Raw genomic sequence first — 20267 nt, 5'->3', positions numbered from 1 at the left:
CAGAGGAAAGGAGAAATACAATGTTTAAAGCTTTTTATGTTTGGTTCGTTCAAATGATAAATAAAATGTTCACTCGTTTATTTAAGCGCAACCTTCCAGCGCAAATGGAAGAGGTTAAAGGTAATCATCTTAAGTTGAATCTTCAATACTTCGCCAAGGAAGATGACCCCGAGGACGACCCGGAAGACGATCCCGAGGATGACCCTGAAGATGAAGACGACCCGGAAGATGATTCTCCTAATCTAGATGAATTGCTTAAAGATAAGAAGTTCAAGAAACAATACCAGGCTAAAATGAAAAAACAGCTTGGAAAACGTATGAAAAAGTTTGAAGGAATTGATCCAGAAGAGCATCGCCGACTCAAAGAAAAGGCAGGTAAGAAAAAGGATAAAGAAGATGAGCAAGAAGAAGAGGAACTAGAAACATTGAAGAACGACTTAAGCGAGAAAGAAAAACGTCTCGTTCGCGCGGAGCGGACTGAAAAAAGAGCGCTTGTTAAAGAGTTTGCAGCAGATAACGGTCATAATCCTAGATTGTTAGCGCGTTTGATCAACGTGGATGATATTGAATTGGATGATGACGGTGAGCCTGAAAACCTAGACGAGCTCTTTGAAGATTTAGAAGAAGAATTCCCTGAATATTTTGGGGAGCAAGAAGACGATGACGAGGATGAAGAAGAAGAAACTAAAAAAAAACGTAAGAAGAAAAAGAGTTCTTACAATCCTGGTTCTCGTCAAAAGAATAACAAGAAAACAAAAAACGAAGATAAAAAAGCTAAAGGCGCTGAACGAGCAAAACAACGCCATAAGAAGGAGGAAGACAAGTAATGAACTTACAACCACGTAAGGAACAAATTGTTGGTCAAAAAGAATTTTTACGTAATGCGCAAGGCATTGAAGTGAAAACTGCAGGGGCAACATTAGATGCTGCATCTTTTACTGCAGGTGAATATGTGAAGGCAGGTACAGCAGTTTTTAAAGATGGAACAAGCGGTTTATATAAAGCATGGGATGTAACACCAACTACTGGTACGCCAGCTACCGCCATTGGGGCAGGTCTAGTCATGAGCGATGTAAAAGTTATTGCAGGACAAAATCCTATTGTCGGAGTTTTAGCTGCTGGTCATCCAATCGAATCAAAATGCACAAATGTTAATGCAACATTTAAAGAAGCTACAAAAGGCCGTATTGTATTTGATATTTAATTTGAAAGATATGAAGGAGGAAAACTGATAATGCCATTACATTTACAAGAATTTCAGGGAGAAGAATTTCAAGGGTATGTTGAAAATGTACCTGCAGTAAAAGATTATAAATTACGTAATGTGTTGCCGACCAAACCGATTAAGGATATTAATTTTTCATATAACGTGATCAATGGTAAATATGGTCGTGCTGCATCTATCACAGGATTTAATGCATCTGCTCCATTACGTGATAAAAAGGAACTAGAGAAAGCATTCGGTTCTGTTGCAAAAGTTCAACATGGTGTACGTCTGGACGAAGAAGAATTACTTCGCTTTAATCGTCCGCGTGATGATGAAGAAAAAAACCAGGCAATTGACTATGTATACGATACAACTGATGATTTAATTCAGGGTGTTTATGATACAGAAGAATTCCTACGTGCGCAGGCTGTGTACAAGGGGGTTCTAAATTATAACGATAAGGAAAACGATGTGCAAGTTGAGGTTGATTTTGGAATCCCTGCTGAAAATAAATTAACTGTTACAACAGCTTGGTCGGACCCAACATCTACACCATTAGCTGACCTTCAAACGGCAGTTAACCAATATAAATCAGCTAATAAACGTCAAAAGCCAAAAGTAATGCACATGACAGGTGCAACTGAAGCGAATTTATTACAAAATGAACAGATTCGCGTGCAAGTTTATGGAACAAATAATGGTCAAAGACTGCTTACGAAGAATGATATCGCAAACGTATTTACAGCCCTTGGATTACCGCAATATGAGCTCAATGATGATGTTGTTGATATTTATGGGGAAGGCGAAGTTCCACTATTAGAAGATAACAAGGTAGTCCTTCTAGGTGATGACCTAGGAAAGACTTATATCGGGCCAACTGTTGAAAAAAACTATCAATCTGGTATTTACACCGTTACTGAAATCAGGGAGAGCAATCCACCTAGCCAATCTGTTTATATTGGTGAGACCGTCTTTCCAGCTCTATCTCGTCCGCAATCAATCGTTATCATGGATGTATAAGCAGAGTCTTAATCGACTTTGCTTTTTTCATTAACAAATAAAAGGAGGGCATCCACATGCCAACATACAAAGCTAATGCTTATTTAGTACACAAAGGGAAAATTGTTCAAACCGACCAAGAAATTGAACTAACAGAAAAACAAGCCGAACGTTTAGGGGATAAAGTAGAAGCTTCGCATGAAAAGAAGTTAGAAGACCACACGGTTCCTGAATTAAAAGATATTGCAGAGGGAAAAGGAATTGAAGGTTTTTCAGAAATGAAGAAAGCAGAGCTTGTCGAAGCTATTATCGAATCAGATAAAGAGTAGGTGATTCATATGGATTTCATTGCAGTAGATAACTATCTGCATAAGCTCCATTACACGGAATACTATACAGAGCTTGATGCGACCATTCGCGAAAAGATTGCTTTTACAGCAGAAGAAATGTTGAAAAGGCATTTTAAAGAAAACCTTATTACAGATGAGGTTGTCGCCTTACAAACACTTTATATCATAGAGGGCGAATCAGAAGAATTCGCCAAGTTTAAAAGACAAGGCGTGAAATCGTTCACTGTTAAGGGGCTTTCGTTTTCTTTTGAAGGCGCCAATATTTCTCCTGAAGTTATTTCTTTAATTAATAACACCAAATCAGCAGCAGGAATCGGGAGGTTGATCTAATGCCAGCACCACCAATGAAAGAACAGATTACTATCTTTAGTCCTGTTGTAGATGCAAATGGTGATTTTATTAAAGATAGTTATGGTCGTTATAAATTTGAAGAGCGCATTGCTACGGCAAGGGTGCAACAAACGACTAAGATTGTTCTTAACAAAGACGGTCAAGAAGTACAGGCTTTATTAGAGATTGACCTTCCATCTGCTGAACAAGTCGCCTACGGCTTTAAAATAAACTGGATTGACCGCTTTGGTTTACTAATTGAAGGCATTGTATTAACGATTGGTGAAACGCTCAATTACGGCGGTAACAAGGTCTATTTTAGGACAATTAAAGTTGGCTAAAAAAGAAACGTTTTTTAATATGGAATGGGATGGTCTGGAAGAACTAGAAGCCGAATTCGATAAGATGGAAGCGAAGTTTGAGGAAGTCCTTGTTGAAGAATACACCAAATACGGCATGTTGGTCGAGGAAGGCGCAAAGGCTCTTGTGCAATACGACGAAGGAGATTTAGAGGACTCTATTAATTTTAGTAAAGCTGAAATAAAAGGCGATGAAGTTAAAGTAGAAGGTGGCTCTAATAAAGCTTACGCTCTTAGACGACATGAAGAACCTTATCGCGATGGTGTCCACGCTAAGTATAGCAAAGGTGCCAAATTCGAAGCTTATTATGTGAACGGGTTAGGTCAAGGCACACGTGCTAAACCTTCTTGGCGCGGCTACCAACCAGGTCGTAAATACTTGGAAAACGCCATTAAAGCAACCGAGGAAGATTACGACAAAATGAATGAAGGAATCCTAGATAGAACGCTTGGTGATAAATCATGATACAAAAATATCTAGCTGACGAACTAGAAAAGATTATTCCTGACTTAGAATGGACGAGCGACTTTTACACTGGTCAAGATCACACGGGTACTATTTTTAGTGAGGGTGGCGGTAAGCCTGGCATCTATGAAATTGGTATGCAGTATCCATCCTATATGGTTTATATCCGCTCGTCTAGTTGGAATTACGCTAAATCGGTAGCACAAAAAGTATATAAAGCTTTGCATAAAAAGAAAAATTTTGTTGCAACAGTAGAACAGTTTGATAAAGATGGAAACGTGATTGGCTCAACAAGCTATCGCGTTTTTTTTATTGCTGCATCATCTACGCCAAATCGAATCGGTGTCAAAAACAACATCATGGAATACAGCATCAATTTCGACGTTACATTAACAGAAACAAAGGAGGAAACGACTAATGGCATTACAAGCTGAAAAAATACCGTTCGGTCTAGCTGATTTTATTATTGGTGAAACAGGAAGTGAAGTCCGTTTCGACGGTCAAAGTGAGTTCCAAATGGAGGGTGGAGAATTAACACTCACACCTATTTTACAAGATATTGTAGTAGCTGATTTAGGTGAATCTATTTACGATCAAATCGTTACAGGATATGAGGGATCCGTTACATTTTCCGCAGCGCAACAAACCTTAGAAAATATGAAACTTGCTATGAGTTACGTGGAAGAAATTATAGATGCAACTACTACCGAACTAACTGGATTAATGGATGCAAAAGTTGGAACGTCAATGAGGTCAAAAGCACAAAAGATTCGTATCCATCCACGTATTTTAGGTGCGGATACAAGTCAGGATATCGTCATCTACAAAATGGCATCTAACGGTGAATACACGCGTTCCTACACAAATGAACAGGGGATGGTTCCAATGACGTTCACGATGTACCCACGTGATGGTGTGGATGCTAGTAAACCAGGTAACTTTTTCTACGTGGGCAGCACGGATCCAAACGCAGCATAAAAAATAATTAATTAATTTTAGAGGGGGCCTTTGCTCTCTCTTTATTTATATCCAAGGAGGAATACTATTGTCCACTCAAATTACGTTAAAGGTCAAAGATGAAGAAGGCAACGTACAGAAGCAACAACATGAAATTGAGGATATTGATCTATTACAGTTCGAACAAATGATGAAAGTCATCAAAGATATTTTTACTCAATTACAAAGTGACGAATCACTTAAGAAATTATTTACCGACATATTTAAGGATTCTGGTGAAGAAGAGGAAGTAGATTTACAGGATGAAAAATTCATCCAGTCACTTATCGATTCTTTTGAGACATTGGCTGTTCACGTACCTGCTAAAGCTGTACATCTACTATCTGTACTTAGCGGCATTGAAATAAATACGCTACAAAAACAGAAGGCATTAGACGTTTTGGACATTTACGATGCTGTAATTGATGAAAACGACATTGAAAGGTTATTCAAACGCGGAAAAAAGTCTTTAGCCGGAACAAAAGCGAAGATGGCATTTCTAAACCTCAAACAGAGAGCGACTCGCAAGCCGAATACCGCGAAAGCGCAAGCTTAATCGAAGCCTTTGTTTTCAAGTTGTCAGGAAGTCTAGGCGGTCGCCGGGAGGTATTGCAAACTAGGGCGATAGAACTATTAAAGTACATGGATATGGCGCTTGAAAAGGACGAAGCAGAGGCAGAAAAGGAGAAGTATCGTATTTGGATGCAATATCTTTCCCTTTTATATTCGCAACGCCCAGAAGGGAAAGAGCCAGCCAAACTTAAACAAGCGCGTGATGAGTTTGTGAATGCGATAAAGCCCGATGATAAAAGTCAAAATCAAATTGACCCGGCTAAAATTTATGATTGGGATTTTGAAAAACTAAAACGAATCCAGCAACAACAGTAGAGGGGAGGGTGAATATTGGCGACTGTTAGGGAATTACGCACGCAATTCACGGCAACTATAAAAGGATTTAAATCTTCAATGCGAGAGGTGCGAAAAGAACTATCTCAAATAGGGCCTACAACAGACAAAGCGGTAGATCAAGCAAAAGAAAGTTACGACTATTTAAATAAATCAAGTAAAAAACTGGATAAACAGATTGAAAAAACAGGAAAAAATAATAGCATGAATGTTTTGGAAAGTGATGCAAAGGGCGCAAAAGAAGAAATAAACGAGTTAGGTAATGAAGCAGATCAAGCAGATAAAAAACTTGAAGATTTAGGTGATAATGACCTTGATCAATTAAAAGATGAGCTTGGTCAATCACGCAATAAAACCTACCTACTTAATAATGAATTGGAAGTTACGCGAGATAAAGTGGATAACGTCAATGAAGGTGGCCTGTTCAGTAAATTTAGAAACGCAGTCGTAAACACAACCATTTCATTACGTGGATTAAAATACGCCTTAGTCGGATTAGCACCAGCAGCCATTCCGGCTATAACGTCTTTAACAGCTGCCGCGGGAGGTCTAACTTCTGCTTTCACCTCTGCAGCTGGCGGATTGGGTGTTTATGCTTTCGCAGCCGAACATGCGATAAGTCGAGTGATTGGATTAGAAAAGAATTTAAAAAAAGGTGGAGAAGAATTTCAAAAGCTTCCCGGCTATTGGCAAGATGCGATCAATTCTGTGGGAGCATTTAAAGATGTGTGGTTTACGTTTCGCCGTGATTTTACAAGACCTATAACAGAAACATTTACAACCTTTATGCAAGCTGCCACAAGTGTTCTTAGCCAACTAAGACCGGCTATGGAGTCTACAACAAAAGCTGTGGACAATCTCACGAACTCTTTCAATGAAGCAGTAAATGGTAGCGGCGCTAAAGCCTTCTTTGAATGGATGGGAAATACAGCTGGTGCGTATGTTGAAAGACTTGGCGAATCGATTGGATATTTGGTCGCAGGTTTTATGAATTTAATGGTGGCATTCGATCCAGTGGCACAATCGATTACCAAAGGTTTGCTTCGCATAACAAAAGGCTTCTCTACGCTAAGTGAGACACAGGGTTTTAAGAACTTTATCGATTATTCGATGGAAATGGGACCTAAATTTTTTGACCTCTTGAAAAATATGGGTATGTTCTTAATCGAATTCTCTGTCTTAATATCTCCTATTGGGGATGCAATTCTAATCATGCTTAATAAAGCGTTTGAAGGTTTAAGAAGATTTGTAGGGTTTTTACAAACACAACTGGATAAGATTGGAGGGCCAATCAATAGAGCTAAGCAGACTATCAAAGGCCTCTTTGCTTTGTTCACAGGAAATAAAGGAAAGGGAGTCAGTATTCTCTCCCGACTTGGGTTAACATCAGGACAAATCCAGAAGATGAATAATGAAATCAACAAGATTCAGGATTGGATAAATGGCTTTGTTACTAATGTAGTTGGCTATTTTACTTATATGTACAAAAGGTACACCGAAGTTTTTAATATGTTATGGCCGTTTATTAAGCCGTTGCTCACACGAATTGTGAATTTTGTAGGAAGTATCGTTTCACAAATTGCGACGTTTTGGGATAAAAATGGAAAACAAATCTTGAAAGCGGCAGATAATGCCTTTAGCTTTGTGCTTTCAATCGTGAAATTCGTTATGCCGGCAGTAATGGCGATTATCAATACGATTTGGGGTGCAATACAGAATATCATTCAGGGTGGATTAAACGTCATCATGGGTGCAATCAAAATATTCACTGGTATTTTCACTGGTGACTTTTCAAAAATGTGGGAAGGCATCAAACAAATGTTCTTTGGAGCTATCGAACTCATATGGGGATGGATTAACCTTACATTCTTTGGTCGAATTATTAAGGGTGCAAAGCTATTATTTACAGGGTTTAAGTCCATTGTGTTATCTGGTTGGAAGGCAATTAAATCATTTTTCGCAGGAAATATTAAAGGAATCATTAAAAACCTATCAGCGGCATGGAGCAAAATTCAACAGGTAACGCGAATTACATTTCGTTGGATTAAGGAATTCTTTGTTAATACATGGAACAGTATCAGGACCATTTTTAGCGGAGTTATAACAGCAATTCGCTTAGTTCTGACAACTGCTTGGAAATTTATTAGCACTGTCACACGAACAACATTCTCAGCAATTGGTAAATTCTTTTCTGCACTATGGTCAGGGATCCGTAAAACGTTTGAATTTGTTATAAATACTATAGTCAATTTTATAAAAGGTCGTTGGAATTTCATTAGTAGCACCACAAGTAGGGTATTTAGTGCTATTGGAAAGTTTTTCAGAACTTTGTGGAATGATATTAGAATTATATTTTACACGGTTATTAACAAAGTAGTTAGTTTTGTTAAAACTAGATGGGAAAACTTAAAAAATAATACCTCTATTGTCTTCAGTGCTATTAGTAGATTTTTCAAAGGAATTTGGAACACAATTAAAGATTTGATATTCGGACGAGTTTCATCAATCATGAACCGGATTAAAAACACTTGGAATAATATTTGGGATACAACAAAAAGCGTATTCAGCAAAATCTACAACACTGTCAAAGGACGTTTTGATGATATTGTAAATCGGGCAAAAGAGTTGCCTAAAAAGATCGGTGACGGGATTGGAAAGATGGCTGATAAAGTTAAAGGCGGCATCACAAAAGTAATAAACGCCATGACTAAAACGCTAGGAAAAGGTGTTAACGGCGTTGTAGGTGGAGTCAATTGGATTCTAGACAAAGTTGGTGTAGATTCCAACATTCCTAAGTGGAAAGTTCCAGCGTACGCAAAAGGTACAAACGGTCATCCTGGCGGTCCTGCTATTGTTGGAGATGGCGGTGGTCCAGAATTGATCCAAACTCCAGATGGTAAAACCGTATTGAGCCCTGGAATTGATACACTAATCAATTTACAAAAAGGTTCAAAAGTATTGCCATTCAAGAAAACAAAAGAATTACTAGAATCAATTCCTGCTTATAAAAAAGGAATAGGTAAAATAAAAGACTTTGTTGGTAATGCATACGAAGGTACTAAAAAGGTTGCTTCAAAAACTTGGGAAGGTACAAAGAACGTTGCGGGAAACGTAAAGGATGCAGCATTTGATGTATGGGATTATATTTCTAACCCTACGAAACTATTTAACAAAGCAATGGATCTATTTGGTGTAGAAACACCACAATTCCCAGGCATCTTGAATGGATTTGGAAAAGGCATTTTTAAGAAAGTAAAAGACGGATTCCTTGGATTTGTTAAAGATAAAGTTGAAGGTTTTGGGTCATTTGGTGCAAATGTATCTGGCAACGTAAAAAGTTGGATTTCTTCAGCAATGGCAGCAACCGGAGTGCCTTCTAGTTGGGCAGGACCATTATCAACAATCGCTATGAAGGAATCAGGCGGTCGTACCGGTCCGTCAACAATTAATAAATGGGATAGCAACTGGAGACGAGGAACACCATCGATGGGATTAATGCAGACTATTAGACCTACTTTTAATGCTTATAAACAAGCAGGTATGGATAATATAATGAATCCCGTCCATAATGCTACAGCTGCAATTAATTATATTAAGAGTAGATATGGAAATGTGTTCAATGTTCCAGGCATAAAGGCTTTGCGTGAAGGCAGACCCTATCAGGGTTATGCGAATGGTGGCATTGTTGATACGAAACAACTAGCCTGGATCGCAGAAGGCGGTTGGGCAGAATCTATTATCAGTCATGATCCAGCTAAAAAAGAGCGATCAAAAGGAATTTGGCAGAAAACTGGGCAAGAATTAGGATTCATGGACGGGGATGGCGATAGAGGCAATCGAATGATTCAGTTATTAGAAGACATTCGAGAAGGCATCGCTGCTGGCAAAGACATTAGTGTCATTATGAATGAGCGCGAAGTTGGTAAAATGGTAGAACCAACAGTGACTGAACAACAGGAATGGAACAAGGAAGTCAAGAAGAGCTTTAGGAGTGATGGTAATGAATAATTTTTCTTTTAATAATATAACAAAACCTTACATTACCAAAATAAAGATGAAAAAACCTTATTGGGCACCGAGACGAAGGAGTTTATTGACGGTACCTGGTAAACCGGGAGGCTATTTACAAACTACAGATATAGATCCATTAATAATTCCAGTTGATATTTGGTTAGAAGCTAATAGTCCTTCTGATTTGAATTCAAAAGCCGAAGATTTAGTTTTATGGTTGGATTCAGATGAACCTAAGGCACTGGTTTTTGAAAATATACCAAATCGCACTTATTATGCTGTTTTGGATGGTGAGCTTGATCCAAGTGAGATTGTCGAACACGCTTTTTTGACAGTCTCCTTTTTGTGTCCAGATTCACACAAATATGGGCCTGAAATCACAACCACCTTTCAATCAGACGTGGTAGGAATCGAAAACAACGGAACAGCCGAGACATACCCTGTTTTTGAACTAGAAGTATTGGCTCCTGTCACTTTCGCTATGATTCAAAATCAGAATGAAGAATACATGATGATTGGTCATCCTGTGGCGCTAGATGAAGAAGTAGTAGACACCCGAACACTTTTACTAGAAGAACGGGGTGCAACGTTAAGCACGTGGCAAACAACCCCTACTGAGGTTGACGGTGGTGTGGTTGATGGGAATTTAAGTACAGACGGTGACGGTATAACCGTGCCATCATATGGCGCAGAAACAGCAAACTGGCATGGTCCGGCTTTAATTAAAGAAGTTGTTCCTGTACAGGATTTTGAAGTAGAGATGCACTTACAGGGCAGAACCACCGAACCTGAACAGACTTTCCGTATAGAATGCTATTTACGTGATGAGGCATTAAATGAATTAGGTAAGCTATCTATATTAGATAACTCGCCAAACGTCCATACAAAGGTAGCGGAAGAACGTATCGGGTTAGATGAATACCTGATAAGCTCTTCGAATTATGAATACAGGCAAGATTACTTTTTTGGTATGGTTCGCTTTCGACGTGTTGGCCAAGATTTTGAATTGTACGTTACTCGTATTGATAATTCTAACGATCACGTGGAGACTTTACGAAAAACATTTAAAGACGCCGCCAATGCTTATCAAGGAAGATTAAAATACGTACAAATTCACATCGGTAAATATGGCACCACCCCACGTGCTTATGCACCGAAAATAGATTCTATCCAGGCATATGAGCTCACACAAGCAACTGTTGATCAAACACCTTATATTGCAAACGTGGGTGACAAGTTAAAATTCGATATGAAAAAAGGCGAGCTGCTAATAAACGGCGAAGATCGCACTGACTTGATGGATTTTGGAGCTGATTTTTTTGCGATTAAACCGGGGTTTAATACGTTATTAATGCATCCCTCTAATAGCTTGGGTGTGACGATGAAGCGTAGGGAGGTATTTAAATAATGAATCCCAAAATACTCATAGCAGACAAACAGACCGATACTATTTTATCCGTCATCCGTCACGGGGAATTTTGGAATGATAACCACCACATCGAGCTAAAAGATTACTTACAGACGTTTGACTTCGATACGTTTGCTAATAAAAATTTTAGTGAATATTTGACTGGTCGCAATCGAGTTATCATACCCGATGAGGATGGGGAATACGTTGAGTTTTTAATCACTCGTGCTACGAAATTACGTGATAGCAAGGGGTTTTTATCCTATCAGGTGAATGCATCGGCAACCTATGTTGATTTAATAAAAGCTAAAATTATTAGTCCGCAAACGCTCGAAGGTCAAACCGTTTCCACCGCAGTTAGTCAAGCACTGGTAGACACCGAGTGGGAACCAGGAACGATTACCTATAACGGCAGTAGAACGCTTCACATTGAGGAACACACCAACCCCTATTGGTTGCTCAAACATATTGCAAGTGAGTTTGACTTGGAATTGCATTTTAGAATCGAAGTCAAAAACAATAAGGTTGTCCGCAGGTATGTAGACTTACTAGAAAAACCAGAAAAATGGAGTGGTAGACAGGTAGAGTTTGGTCGTGATCTTCTAGGCATCAAACGAACCGAATCGGCTGATATTGTGACCGCCTTAAAAGGTATAAGTCCTGCTGATAGCGATGGAAACAAGAAAGAAATTTTAGTCGAGGACAAGGATGCTTTGACGCGTTGGGGTCGAAATGGTAAACACTTAATCAAACCTTACTATCCTGAATCGACTGACCAAGATATGACGCTTGATAGACTTCAAACTTTAACAGAAAACGAGCTAGAAAAGCGTATCAATGCAGTTGTAGAGTATGAAGCAGATATAGCTGACTTGGAGCATATACCTGGTTTAAAGAACAAAAAAATACGGTTTGGGCAAATCATACGAATTAAGGATACAAAATTTAATCCACCACTTTATCTAGAAGCAAGAGTCCATACCCAAGATAGGGAATTGAGCGACAAGTCTAAAAAGAAAGTCTTACTAGGTGATTATAAAGAATTTACTGTTGAACAAGTTCGGTCTATTTGGCAAGCTTTACAGATTGCGATTGCTGGCAAAAGTAGTCTTGCAGAGGTATTGGAAGAAACCTATACGCAACAACAAATCGATGATAAAGACACAAATGTTTTTGAAGATGGTAAGACATTTGCTCAACTGCAAGCCGATAACGCATTAAAGGCAGCTAAAGCAGACGCAACTACTAAGGCAAATGAAGCACAAGCGGCGGCTGAGGCAGTAGCGGTAGCCAAGGCAAATCTAGCACAAACGCAAGCAGAAGCACATGCAGATGGTGTTGTTCGTGTCGAAGAACAAGCCCGGATTGATGCGGATATTGCTAAACTTGCAGAAGCTAAAGCAGATGCAAAAGCTAAAGCCGACGCTGCAGAGGCAGCTGCTAATAATTATACGAATAGCAAGTTGACGAATTATGTTGATACGGCTTTATATGATAATGAAATGCAAGCTATCCAAGCACAGATTGATAATCAGATTACTTCTCACTTTAAAGATTATGAGCCTAGCCTTACTAACTTACCAGCGAGTGACTGGACAACAAATGCTGAAAAAGATAAGCATATCGGTGACCTTTTTTATAATTCTAGTACTGGTTATTCTTATCGATTCATGCTTGCTGAGACCGTTTATAAATGGGTGCTTGTCCGTGATGAAGGGATAGCAAAAGCCTTACAAGATGCGGCACAAGCGCAAGACACGGCTGATAGTAAAAGAAGGGTATTTGTTGCACAACCGACCACACCTTACGATACAGGCGACTTATGGGATAACAACGGGGCTGTTTATCGTTCGACTGTTACGAAAACAACTAGTGCTACATTTAGCATGGCTGACTGGTATTTAATCGGTGATGTGACTGGCGAAAATACTTCAGCTGATACCGATAAGGTTGGTGGGCGCCCTGCAGATAAGATTACCGATGAAGATTACGTCAGTGGAGCAATTAATGATATTGAAATTGGCGGAAGGAATTTAATTATAAGGACAAGCTCAACACTTATCAACGATACTATTACCACGTATGGTTCAGTAATAATAAGTGAAGTTATTGATGATATTGGATTAAATATAGGAGATTCCATTACTGCAAGTGTTTATGTTGCAGGGGTAGAAGTAAACAACGTTAAATTAAGATTCACATTTTATGATGAAGTTGGTTCATACTTAGATACACCTTATACGGGGCTTATTTCAAAGGATGGAAGATACCATATTTCTGCTAATGTTCCAAATAATACGTACAGATTCGATTTTAGAATTTATCCTAATGACTACACAGAAAACTTTGTTATTCAACGTAAAGAATTAAAACTTGAAAAAGGAAATAAAGCAACCGATTGGACACCAGCTCCAGAAGACCAAAAAGCGTATACGGAAGCCTATTCTGTTGCTAAAACCATCTACGATACAAAAGTAACGGAATTAACCCAAGACATTGCTGATAAAGCAGGGCTAGATTATGTAGATGGTCAGTTAGTATCTAAAGCTAATAAGGCTGATGTATACACCATAACCGAGGTGGATAACCGGCTATTGAATTACGTTGGTGTTACAACTTACGAGACTGATCAACAGGGTGTAGTAAATAAATTAGATAGTCACTCTACTAGACTAGGGCAGAATGAAGCGGCAATCGGATTAAAAGCTGATGCTAGTTATGTAGATACGCTTGCAGGTACGGTTGACGATCATAGTGCTGAATTATTAGTACAAGCTGATGCGATTACTAGTAAGGTTGATGCTACCTATGTTAGCGGAGTGACTGACAACCTTAAGGAATATGTTCAAGCAAGAAGCGATAATTTAATGACTAATGGTAATGGTTCAATGGGTGATAACACAAACTTTTCAAGCTTGACATTTTCAGGTGAAATACCAGGGGAAGGTGCATTCGGTTCATTCAATACAGCGTCGACGGCAACATTTGTAAATGATGAATTAATACCTTTTAACGGTAACGACGTATACAAGCTAGGGGTTACAGCTAAGCAAAGTCCGTATGTTGGAAATACCGCATACTTAGGGTTTTCTTGTTATGACGCCGACGGCATAGCGATTGACCCGGAAATGGGGGATTTGTATCACGATCAAACCACACTAGCGCAACCATTGACGCCAGGTGATACTAAAGTTTATTTGACTAATTCGGCCGGGTGGTCAGATGGAACGACAGCCCACGAAAGGCAAATGTTAATATGGGGCTATAAAAATAGTAAAGGTTACACCTACCCGATTAACACATATAGCAGACTTGTAACAGGGGATGATACATGGACGCAAGGTGCAATAGATAAGACTAATCATGTGATAACTCTTAATAGTCCGTGGAGTTTAGAAAACCCCGACGATCCTAACGGTGTATGGCCAATAGACCACCCAGTTTCAAATACCAGGCGTGGCGGTAATTACGTATATGCCATGTTAGGCAATTCGCCAATACCGGAAGATTGGACGAAGTATGATTGTATTGTTTCTAAAAAAACCGTATGGGGTGGAACCGCAGGAATAAAATTTCTCGCTTTACCAAATAGAGGTGCTGGTGGTGGTTCAACCTATTTTGCTAATTTATTCTTTAGAAATATACAAGCTTTTAAGGAAGCTGAAGGGTACACTGACAACGCTATTGCACCAATTAATCAAACCATAACCGAACATTCAAGCTCCATCAATCAACTTGCAGAATCTATTACGTCCAAAGTCGAGTCATCGGTTGTCGACACACTAACAGGTCGAGTGAGCGCGAATGAATCTACTATCTCACAACACGACACTCGTATAAATGCTAAAGCCGAATCATCAACTGTCGATGCGCTAGGCACGCGTATGGGTAGCGCTGAATTAGATATAGACGGACTTAACACAGCTATAACAGCTAAAGTTGAAACATCAACATTTAATGCACTAGAAGGTCGTGTCGACACAGCCGAAGGTGAGCTTAATTTGCTACCCGGTAAATTCGACTTGAAAGTTAGCAAAAATGGGGTTATTGGCGCCATTAATCTAACACCTGAAACAGCTACTATTAACGCAGAAAATATTAATCTAGTTGGTGCCGTAACGGTACTATCTGATATTACAGGTAACTTAGGAACAATCAATGCTGGTTATATAACAGGAACAGACGTGGTTTCCAGCAATCCTAACGGTGATGTAGTTTCACTCCAAGATGGGCGAATTGAAACGTTTGAAGATGGTAAAAAATCGTTTGAGATAGACAAACTGGGTATGGCAGCTTACTCGCCAACAACAGGGGGGCAAGTAGCAACATTTAGATCGAGTCAGATAGATAATACGTATCACGGTGCGGATATAAGAGGACAAGGAGATTATCTATACTTCGGAAGAGCTGACAACATTGATACGGGTGTTACAAAAGGGCAACTAGGATTCCAATGGTATGCCAACGAAATAGGTCAAACTGAAGAAGCATTCTTGTACGGAGGATCGGCAATAAAGGATAGTGGTATCTTAGAACTACGTTCGACGCATACCGGGGGAACGGCAGGTACTGATATTCCAAAAAAAAGAATATTAAACTACACCGATTCGGGCGGAACAGCATGGAGCAGCATTCTCGCCTACTCAGGTCGAGATAACCGTTCGCCACGAGATTCGTCGTTTCGATCTGGACACGAATTTTGGCAATATACAGGTGATGGCGCTGGTGGTGCAGACATGCTACTGGATATGGATTCCGACGAAGATGGCTCATACGCCCGTTTTTACACAGATAGAGTAAGATTTCCTCAAGATGTGATTATGGAAGCAAAGGGTAATGGTATTTATCATGGTGTTGGCTCATGGGTGAACGACGCTAATATGGGGTCTTTAAGTACAAATGGTGTATTCTTTGTGGAATATATAGATGTAATTGTTAACAGCGATTCTACCGCTTACGCATATGGGCAGGTAGATTATAATACTCCAACAGCCGAAAACCTCTTTGCGGTATGGGGTCAAGTAAGTGGTCCTTACGCTAGTTCCGCAGTTTGTGGTTTTGAGAACATCACTTCTACTGGCTTTAGATTATTTGTAACAGGTACAGGACGAACAACAGCGATCGCAGGACGAACATTCCAAGTACGTTGTTTGATGTTCTATGAGCCTGCATAGGAGGGTTGATATGGAGTATAAAACGATTAATCACCCAAATAAGTACATGACAGGATTTGAAGTAACGGAAACAGAAAACGACATACAAATTGCAGAAGGTAGGTTGGTTGTAAAAGATAAATTTTATAACTTTGAAGCTGTTGCGATTGAAATAGATCGTACCGATTATGTTTTGTATGATTTGTACATCGTCGAAAGTGAAAACAACTATTCTTATCACTTGCAAAAATCATATCTCGCTAACAGTTATATGCCCTCTTATGATGGTGACTTAAAACTTTTTCATACTTTCATGAGCTTGGAGGTCAAACCAAATCAAGCAGATAAAGGCTATGTTTGTCATATTAGACAAGCCGAAATTTAAAAGGTAGGTGTAACGGGCAAACCGCCAATTGATGAAGAATCTTAAACCGTATATTAAAAATAAGCCGAATAAGTCTAAGGAAGAAAAATTAACTCTTGAAGCATTAGACAAACGACTAACTAAAATCGAGGAGCGATTAGATGCAATTAAAAATTAATGACGTATTTGATTTGAACAAGGGGCTTAACACATTATCAGAAAAGGAATTACCAATCAGCACAGCATTTAAAATTCAACGTATGAATCGCATTATTGGAGAAGAGTTGAAAACGGCTGATGATTTACGCTCAAAAATTATACAAAAGTATAAAGAAAAGGATTTAGAAAATGGCAAGGTTCGAATCAGGGAAGATAAGCTGGAAGAGTTTAATAAAAAATTAGACGAACTTATGGCGCAAAAGGTAAAGGTGGATATTCAAAAGATTAACTTGAACGAACTAGCTAGTATTTCTATTACACCAAAAACAGCATCCCTGCTAAATACCATTTTAGAGGAGGAAAAATAATGGCTGAGAAGTTGATAGAAAACATGGAGATTAAGGTAAGCAATGTGCAGTTTTTGACGGTGGAAAAGGAACAGCAAGTGAACATTCACTTTCGAGGTGTGGATCCAAACGGAACACTAAACATTAACGGGTATGTACCAGCTACGATGGATGAGTACAATACAGACGCAAGTATTGAAGGATTAAGCAAGTTAGTTAAATCGAAAGTGTTGGTGCGCCTAAAGTAAGGCGTATTTTTTATGCACTAAAACAACTAGAGAAAACAGAACGGACGGAATTAAAGGGGGTTGAAATCAATGTTGAAAGGAGAAGTGAAGGGATGTGAGCAGATTGGAAGTTGCGGCAACAAAAGGGATTCTAGCTGTTTTTGCTAGCTTTATTGTCTATATCATCGGCATTGTAAATGAAGCTGTTGTCGTACTGGTGTTTTTTATGATACTTGATTTTATAACGGGATGCATGAGGGCATATATGACCAAATCACTTAATAGCACGATTGGAGTAGCAGGGGTCATGAAAAAGTTTGCCATTTTAGTAATGGTAAGTATGGGCGCTGGTATTGAATATTTAATATTGTCTACAGGACAGAATACACACGGACTAGTACTGCTTGCAGTAACTAGTTTTTTTGTTGTTAATGAAGGCTTAAGCATTTTAGAGAATTGCGCCCAAATCGGGTTACCTATACCGCCCGTACTTTTTAATGCTCTTGAAAAATTAAACAAAGAGCCGTTTGGTAAAGAACAATCACTAGAAAGAGATCCTGCATTAGAAAAAGAAGATAAAAAAGCGTTACTGAAAGAAATAGATACGCTTGAGCAATCAAAAAAAGAAGAAAGATTGAAAGGTGGTGAAAATGAATGAACCTAAAAGTACGTTTCAAAAATCCAGTATTCATCGCACAATTTGTTTTATCTATAATCCTGCCAATGCTTGCTTATGCAGGATTATCAGCGCAAGAATTAACTTCATGGGCTATTCTAGGTGGTTTGTTGCTTAATTCATTGAATAACCCGTATGTGATAGCAATGGTTGTCGTGAGTGTTTGGAATGCATTAAATGACCCTACTACAGCAACTATTTTTGATAGTAAACAAGCTTTAAAATATGTTAAGCCACGAAAGGAGGTTAAGTAATATGAGTTATTCGTTTGAAAGATTACCGCAACTAACAGATATCAGAGATACTATCCCTCGTGAAGGTGCTTATCACCAGCGAAGTAGATCTATACCTGGACTGACCCGGGTATGGCACCATTCACTGACTAAGAAGAATCTAAGTGGTTCAGTTGCCGAAGCGTTCGCCCGTTATCACATTGGATTATGGGGAAAGAGCATCGGGTATCATATTGTAATTGAACCGCAAAATATTGTCGATACACCAAACGGTAGAAGAGCTGCAATCAAATATTGTAACAGTATCGAATTGCTTACCTATCACGTTGGCAATAGTAACGGGTATAGTTTAGGTATATGTGTAGCAGGAGATTACCGTTACGATGAATTAGATGCCCCTACAAAGGCTAGCATTGACGAGTTGCAGCAGGCCTTAGTTAATGATGGTATCGGAAGTGAGGACAAAGCTCATCAGGAAATGCCTGGTTACGGATGGAAACCTTGTTGTGTGTTTAATTATAGCAACGTCTTTAAATTCTTGGATCCTAATGTTGTTCAAGAATCACTACCAAACATTTACACGATCCAACAAGGTGATACGTTTTGGAGTATTGCTAAAGGTATAGATGGTTTGACAGTAGATGAACTAATTAAAGTTAATCCTGGTGTGGACCATAACAAACTACAAGTCGGCCAAAAAATAAATCTAGCTGCAGCAAAGAAACCGGCTCCTGATACACAAGTTGGATCTGTGCAAATAGAAGGTAAAATAGCAGAAGTTCAGCGCACATTAAATAAACGGTATGGTTTAAATATTGCGGTTGATAATATATTCGGCAAAGAAACCAAGTGGGCGCTGACAGTAGCTTACCAGACCGAATTAAACAAGCAATTTGGATTTAATTTAGTTGTAGATGGCATTTGGGGTCCTAATACTGAGTCTGCATGTATGACTGTACCAAAAGATTCAAAAGGTAACATTACATGGATTGTACAAGCTATTTTATTTTGTTATGGGTATAATCCTAAATGGCTAGATGGCATTAATGGTAAGTTAACGATTGCGTGCGTTAAGCAGTTTCAATCTGACCACAACTTATATGTAGATGGTTTACCAGGCAAAGCAACTTTTTCTGCTATGCTAGGATAATAAATAGCCCCACATAAGTGAGGCTAGGGGTCGGAAGTTAAGGGTTTTGTGACTAACATGACCTTATTTAAAGGTTTTCCAATTAAAGTAAATTAATACCGTAAATATTTCATTTTCTGTGGTGTGGTAGACCACGTCTAGCAAGTTCGGAAAAGCTTGTTAGATAAATTATGCCAAACAAAAGCCCTTACCATGTTGGTAGGGGCTTATATAATCTACTAATTTAATAATGCTTTTTATCATCAAATTTCTTATCATTAAATACTGCTGCCCCAACAATAATAAGCAAGATAAACAATACAACGATTAATGCAAATTCATTATTTCCACCATAATAGCTCATGTTCATTTTCCTCCAATTATAATTATTTTCTACACGGTATGATATGTGCAACTGGTCAAAAAGTTTGGGCGATTATTTGTGAAAATAATGGATTGAATTCAGCATTTCTATAGGTGTGCTGGCAGACCACATTCGATAAGTCGGAAAGCTTGTTGAATAACTAGACATTATTACTTTTTCATTCTATACTTTTGCCATCTTTCCTCAATAAATCCCTTTTCTAATAAGTTATCTACACTTTTCTTTACTTCTTTGTATTTGGTTATTTCCTTAATTGTCACTGCTTCAGGGTAGTTCTTATCAAGTTCAACAAGTATGCTGATTTCAATTAGGGTAAGCCTGTTTTTTTGTGCCACTTCTATAATATTTTCCATTTGGCCTTCACTCTCTTTTTTATATGTCCTAAGCTAGTTTAACAAAAGTTTTTTTAAAAAGCAGGATTTAATATTTTTGTGTCGAATCCGATATATAGGGTATAAGAGTAATACGAACATAAAACAAAGCAAATGCAAACATTTGTTCGCAAGTGTGTTCGATTTGTGTGTACAAACTATTATTCTTGTACTATACTAGTTTGTATAAA

23 protein-coding genes are annotated in these 20267 nt (G+C 38.6%); 21 read left to right on the top strand and 2 right to left on the bottom strand.

Annotated features, from left to right (window positions below):
• Nucleotides 1-20 precede the first annotated feature (20 nt).
• The 21 genes from AC3G7N_RS10250 (at nt 21) to AC3G7N_RS10150 (ending at nt 19341) form a co-directional block, all read left to right on the top strand.
• The gene (locus AC3G7N_RS10250) at nt 21-827 is read left to right on the top strand and encodes a hypothetical protein (RefSeq protein ID WP_489422053.1); all 807 of its coding nucleotides are present in this window, start codon (nt 21-23) and stop codon (nt 825-827) included.
• Nucleotides 827-1204: a hypothetical protein gene (locus AC3G7N_RS10245; protein WP_489422052.1), complete on the top strand. Its 378-nt coding sequence runs from the start codon at nt 827-829 to the stop codon at nt 1202-1204. The genes AC3G7N_RS10250 and AC3G7N_RS10245 overlap by 1 nt, the downstream gene beginning before the upstream one ends.
• Before the next feature lie 30 nt (nt 1205-1234).
• Entirely contained in the window at nt 1235-2227 is a 993-nt protein-coding gene (locus AC3G7N_RS10240) for a major capsid protein (RefSeq protein ID WP_489422051.1), read from the top strand.
• A 56-nt stretch (nt 2228-2283) separates the two neighbouring features.
• Nucleotides 2284-2535 (top strand): DUF7210 family protein, encoded by a 252-nt coding sequence (locus tag AC3G7N_RS10235; RefSeq protein ID WP_489422050.1) that lies wholly within the window; start codon nt 2284-2286, stop codon nt 2533-2535.
• Between the two features lie 9 nt (nt 2536-2544).
• The gene (locus AC3G7N_RS10230) at nt 2545-2886 is read left to right on the top strand and encodes a hypothetical protein (RefSeq protein ID WP_489422049.1); all 342 of its coding nucleotides are present in this window, start codon (nt 2545-2547) and stop codon (nt 2884-2886) included.
• Nucleotides 2886-3227: a hypothetical protein gene (locus AC3G7N_RS10225; RefSeq protein WP_489422048.1), complete on the top strand. Its 342-nt coding sequence runs from the start codon at nt 2886-2888 to the stop codon at nt 3225-3227. Before AC3G7N_RS10230 ends, AC3G7N_RS10225 begins: the two co-directional genes overlap by 1 nt.
• The gene (locus AC3G7N_RS10220; protein ID WP_489422047.1) at nt 3169-3711 is read left to right on the top strand and encodes an HK97 gp10 family phage protein; all 543 of its coding nucleotides are present in this window, start codon (nt 3169-3171) and stop codon (nt 3709-3711) included. Before AC3G7N_RS10225 ends, AC3G7N_RS10220 begins: the two co-directional genes overlap by 59 nt.
• Nucleotides 3708-4145: a hypothetical protein gene (locus tag AC3G7N_RS10215; protein ID WP_489422046.1), complete on the top strand. Its 438-nt coding sequence runs from the start codon at nt 3708-3710 to the stop codon at nt 4143-4145. The genes AC3G7N_RS10220 and AC3G7N_RS10215 overlap by 4 nt, the downstream gene beginning before the upstream one ends.
• Nucleotides 4129-4689, top strand: coding sequence for a hypothetical protein (locus AC3G7N_RS10210; RefSeq protein ID WP_489422045.1), 561 nt, complete (start codon nt 4129-4131; stop codon nt 4687-4689). Before AC3G7N_RS10215 ends, AC3G7N_RS10210 begins: the two co-directional genes overlap by 17 nt.
• A 67-nt stretch (nt 4690-4756) precedes the next feature.
• Nucleotides 4757-5263, top strand: coding sequence for a hypothetical protein (locus AC3G7N_RS10205; RefSeq protein ID WP_489422044.1), 507 nt, complete (start codon nt 4757-4759; stop codon nt 5261-5263).
• Nucleotides 5264-5349: 86 nt separating this feature from the next.
• Nucleotides 5350-5595, top strand: coding sequence for a hypothetical protein (locus AC3G7N_RS10200; protein WP_489422043.1), 246 nt, complete (start codon nt 5350-5352; stop codon nt 5593-5595).
• Nucleotides 5596-5610: 15 nt separating this feature from the next.
• The gene (locus AC3G7N_RS10195; RefSeq protein WP_489422042.1) at nt 5611-9621 is read left to right on the top strand and encodes a transglycosylase SLT domain-containing protein; all 4011 of its coding nucleotides are present in this window, start codon (nt 5611-5613) and stop codon (nt 9619-9621) included.
• Complete coding sequence (locus AC3G7N_RS10190) at nt 9614-11032, top strand: distal tail protein Dit (RefSeq protein WP_489422041.1); 1419 nt, start codon at nt 9614-9616, stop codon at nt 11030-11032. The genes AC3G7N_RS10195 and AC3G7N_RS10190 overlap by 8 nt, the downstream gene beginning before the upstream one ends.
• Nucleotides 11032-16206, top strand: coding sequence for a phage tail spike protein (locus tag AC3G7N_RS10185; RefSeq protein WP_489422040.1), 5175 nt, complete (start codon nt 11032-11034; stop codon nt 16204-16206). The genes AC3G7N_RS10190 and AC3G7N_RS10185 overlap by 1 nt, the downstream gene beginning before the upstream one ends.
• A 10-nt stretch (nt 16207-16216) precedes the next feature.
• Complete coding sequence (locus tag AC3G7N_RS10180) at nt 16217-16570, top strand: hypothetical protein (protein ID WP_489422039.1); 354 nt, start codon at nt 16217-16219, stop codon at nt 16568-16570.
• Nucleotides 16571-16598: 28 nt separating this feature from the next.
• The gene (locus AC3G7N_RS10175; RefSeq protein WP_489422038.1) at nt 16599-16727 is read left to right on the top strand and encodes a hypothetical protein; all 129 of its coding nucleotides are present in this window, start codon (nt 16599-16601) and stop codon (nt 16725-16727) included.
• The gene (locus AC3G7N_RS10170) at nt 16711-17076 is read left to right on the top strand and encodes a hypothetical protein (RefSeq protein ID WP_489422037.1); all 366 of its coding nucleotides are present in this window, start codon (nt 16711-16713) and stop codon (nt 17074-17076) included. Before AC3G7N_RS10175 ends, AC3G7N_RS10170 begins: the two co-directional genes overlap by 17 nt.
• Nucleotides 17076-17303: a hypothetical protein gene (locus tag AC3G7N_RS10165; protein ID WP_489422036.1), complete on the top strand. Its 228-nt coding sequence runs from the start codon at nt 17076-17078 to the stop codon at nt 17301-17303. The genes AC3G7N_RS10170 and AC3G7N_RS10165 overlap by 1 nt, the downstream gene beginning before the upstream one ends.
• A gap of 94 nt (nt 17304-17397) precedes the next feature.
• A complete protein-coding gene (locus AC3G7N_RS10160) occupies nt 17398-17940 on the top strand; it encodes a phage holin family protein (protein WP_489422035.1) in 543 nt (180 codons plus the stop codon).
• Nucleotides 17937-18212 carry a phage holin gene (locus tag AC3G7N_RS10155; protein ID WP_489422034.1) on the top strand — a complete coding sequence of 92 codons (276 nt, stop codon included), beginning with the start codon at nt 17937-17939 and terminating at the stop codon, nt 18210-18212. The genes AC3G7N_RS10160 and AC3G7N_RS10155 overlap by 4 nt, the downstream gene beginning before the upstream one ends.
• Before the next feature lies 1 nt (nt 18213).
• Nucleotides 18214-19341, top strand: a complete 1128-nt coding sequence (locus tag AC3G7N_RS10150) for a peptidoglycan-binding protein (protein ID WP_489422033.1) — start codon at nt 18214-18216, stop codon at nt 19339-19341.
• Nucleotides 19342-19564: 223 nt separating this feature from the next.
• Here AC3G7N_RS10150 and AC3G7N_RS10145 read toward each other — a convergent pair whose 3' ends face one another.
• Together AC3G7N_RS10145 and AC3G7N_RS10140 are read right to left on the bottom strand one after the other, a co-directional pair.
• On the bottom strand, nt 19565-19690 hold the full coding sequence (locus AC3G7N_RS10145; RefSeq protein ID WP_489422032.1) for a YjcZ family sporulation protein: 126 nt from the start codon (nt 19688-19690) through the stop codon (nt 19565-19567).
• A gap of 164 nt (nt 19691-19854) precedes the next feature.
• Nucleotides 19855-20058 (bottom strand): hypothetical protein, encoded by a 204-nt coding sequence (locus AC3G7N_RS10140; RefSeq protein WP_489422031.1) that lies wholly within the window; start codon nt 20056-20058, stop codon nt 19855-19857.
• Nucleotides 20059-20267: the final 209 nt, after the last annotated feature.

The sequence above is a fragment of the Virgibacillus carmonensis genome (assembly GCF_057836705.1).
This window is presented reverse-complemented; position numbering and strand designations above follow the sequence as displayed.

Coding starts and splice junctions, on each gene's coding strand:
- AC3G7N_RS10250 (WP_489422053.1), top strand. CDS start 21: ATGTTTAAAGCTTTTTATGTTTGGTTCGTTCAAATGATAAATAAAATG.
- AC3G7N_RS10245 (WP_489422052.1), top strand. CDS start 827: ATGAACTTACAACCACGTAAGGAACAAATTGTTGGTCAAAAAGAATTT.
- AC3G7N_RS10240 (WP_489422051.1), top strand. CDS start 1,235: ATGCCATTACATTTACAAGAATTTCAGGGAGAAGAATTTCAAGGGTAT.
- AC3G7N_RS10235 (WP_489422050.1), top strand. CDS start 2,284: ATGCCAACATACAAAGCTAATGCTTATTTAGTACACAAAGGGAAAATT.
- AC3G7N_RS10230 (WP_489422049.1), top strand. CDS start 2,545: ATGGATTTCATTGCAGTAGATAACTATCTGCATAAGCTCCATTACACG.
- AC3G7N_RS10225 (WP_489422048.1), top strand. CDS start 2,886: ATGCCAGCACCACCAATGAAAGAACAGATTACTATCTTTAGTCCTGTT.
- AC3G7N_RS10215 (WP_489422046.1), top strand. CDS start 3,708: ATGATACAAAAATATCTAGCTGACGAACTAGAAAAGATTATTCCTGAC.
- AC3G7N_RS10210 (WP_489422045.1), top strand. CDS start 4,129: ATGGCATTACAAGCTGAAAAAATACCGTTCGGTCTAGCTGATTTTATT.
- AC3G7N_RS10200 (WP_489422043.1), top strand. CDS start 5,350: ATGGATATGGCGCTTGAAAAGGACGAAGCAGAGGCAGAAAAGGAGAAG.
- AC3G7N_RS10190 (WP_489422041.1), top strand. CDS start 9,614: ATGAATAATTTTTCTTTTAATAATATAACAAAACCTTACATTACCAAA.
- AC3G7N_RS10185 (WP_489422040.1), top strand. CDS start 11,032: ATGAATCCCAAAATACTCATAGCAGACAAACAGACCGATACTATTTTA.
- AC3G7N_RS10180 (WP_489422039.1), top strand. CDS start 16,217: ATGGAGTATAAAACGATTAATCACCCAAATAAGTACATGACAGGATTT.
- AC3G7N_RS10170 (WP_489422037.1), top strand. CDS start 16,711: ATGCAATTAAAAATTAATGACGTATTTGATTTGAACAAGGGGCTTAAC.
- AC3G7N_RS10165 (WP_489422036.1), top strand. CDS start 17,076: ATGGCTGAGAAGTTGATAGAAAACATGGAGATTAAGGTAAGCAATGTG.
- AC3G7N_RS10155 (WP_489422034.1), top strand. CDS start 17,937: ATGAACCTAAAAGTACGTTTCAAAAATCCAGTATTCATCGCACAATTT.
- AC3G7N_RS10150 (WP_489422033.1), top strand. CDS start 18,214: ATGAGTTATTCGTTTGAAAGATTACCGCAACTAACAGATATCAGAGAT.
- AC3G7N_RS10145 (WP_489422032.1), bottom strand. CDS start 19,690: ATGAACATGAGCTATTATGGTGGAAATAATGAATTTGCATTAATCGTT.
- AC3G7N_RS10140 (WP_489422031.1), bottom strand. CDS start 20,058: ATGGAAAATATTATAGAAGTGGCACAAAAAAACAGGCTTACCCTAATT.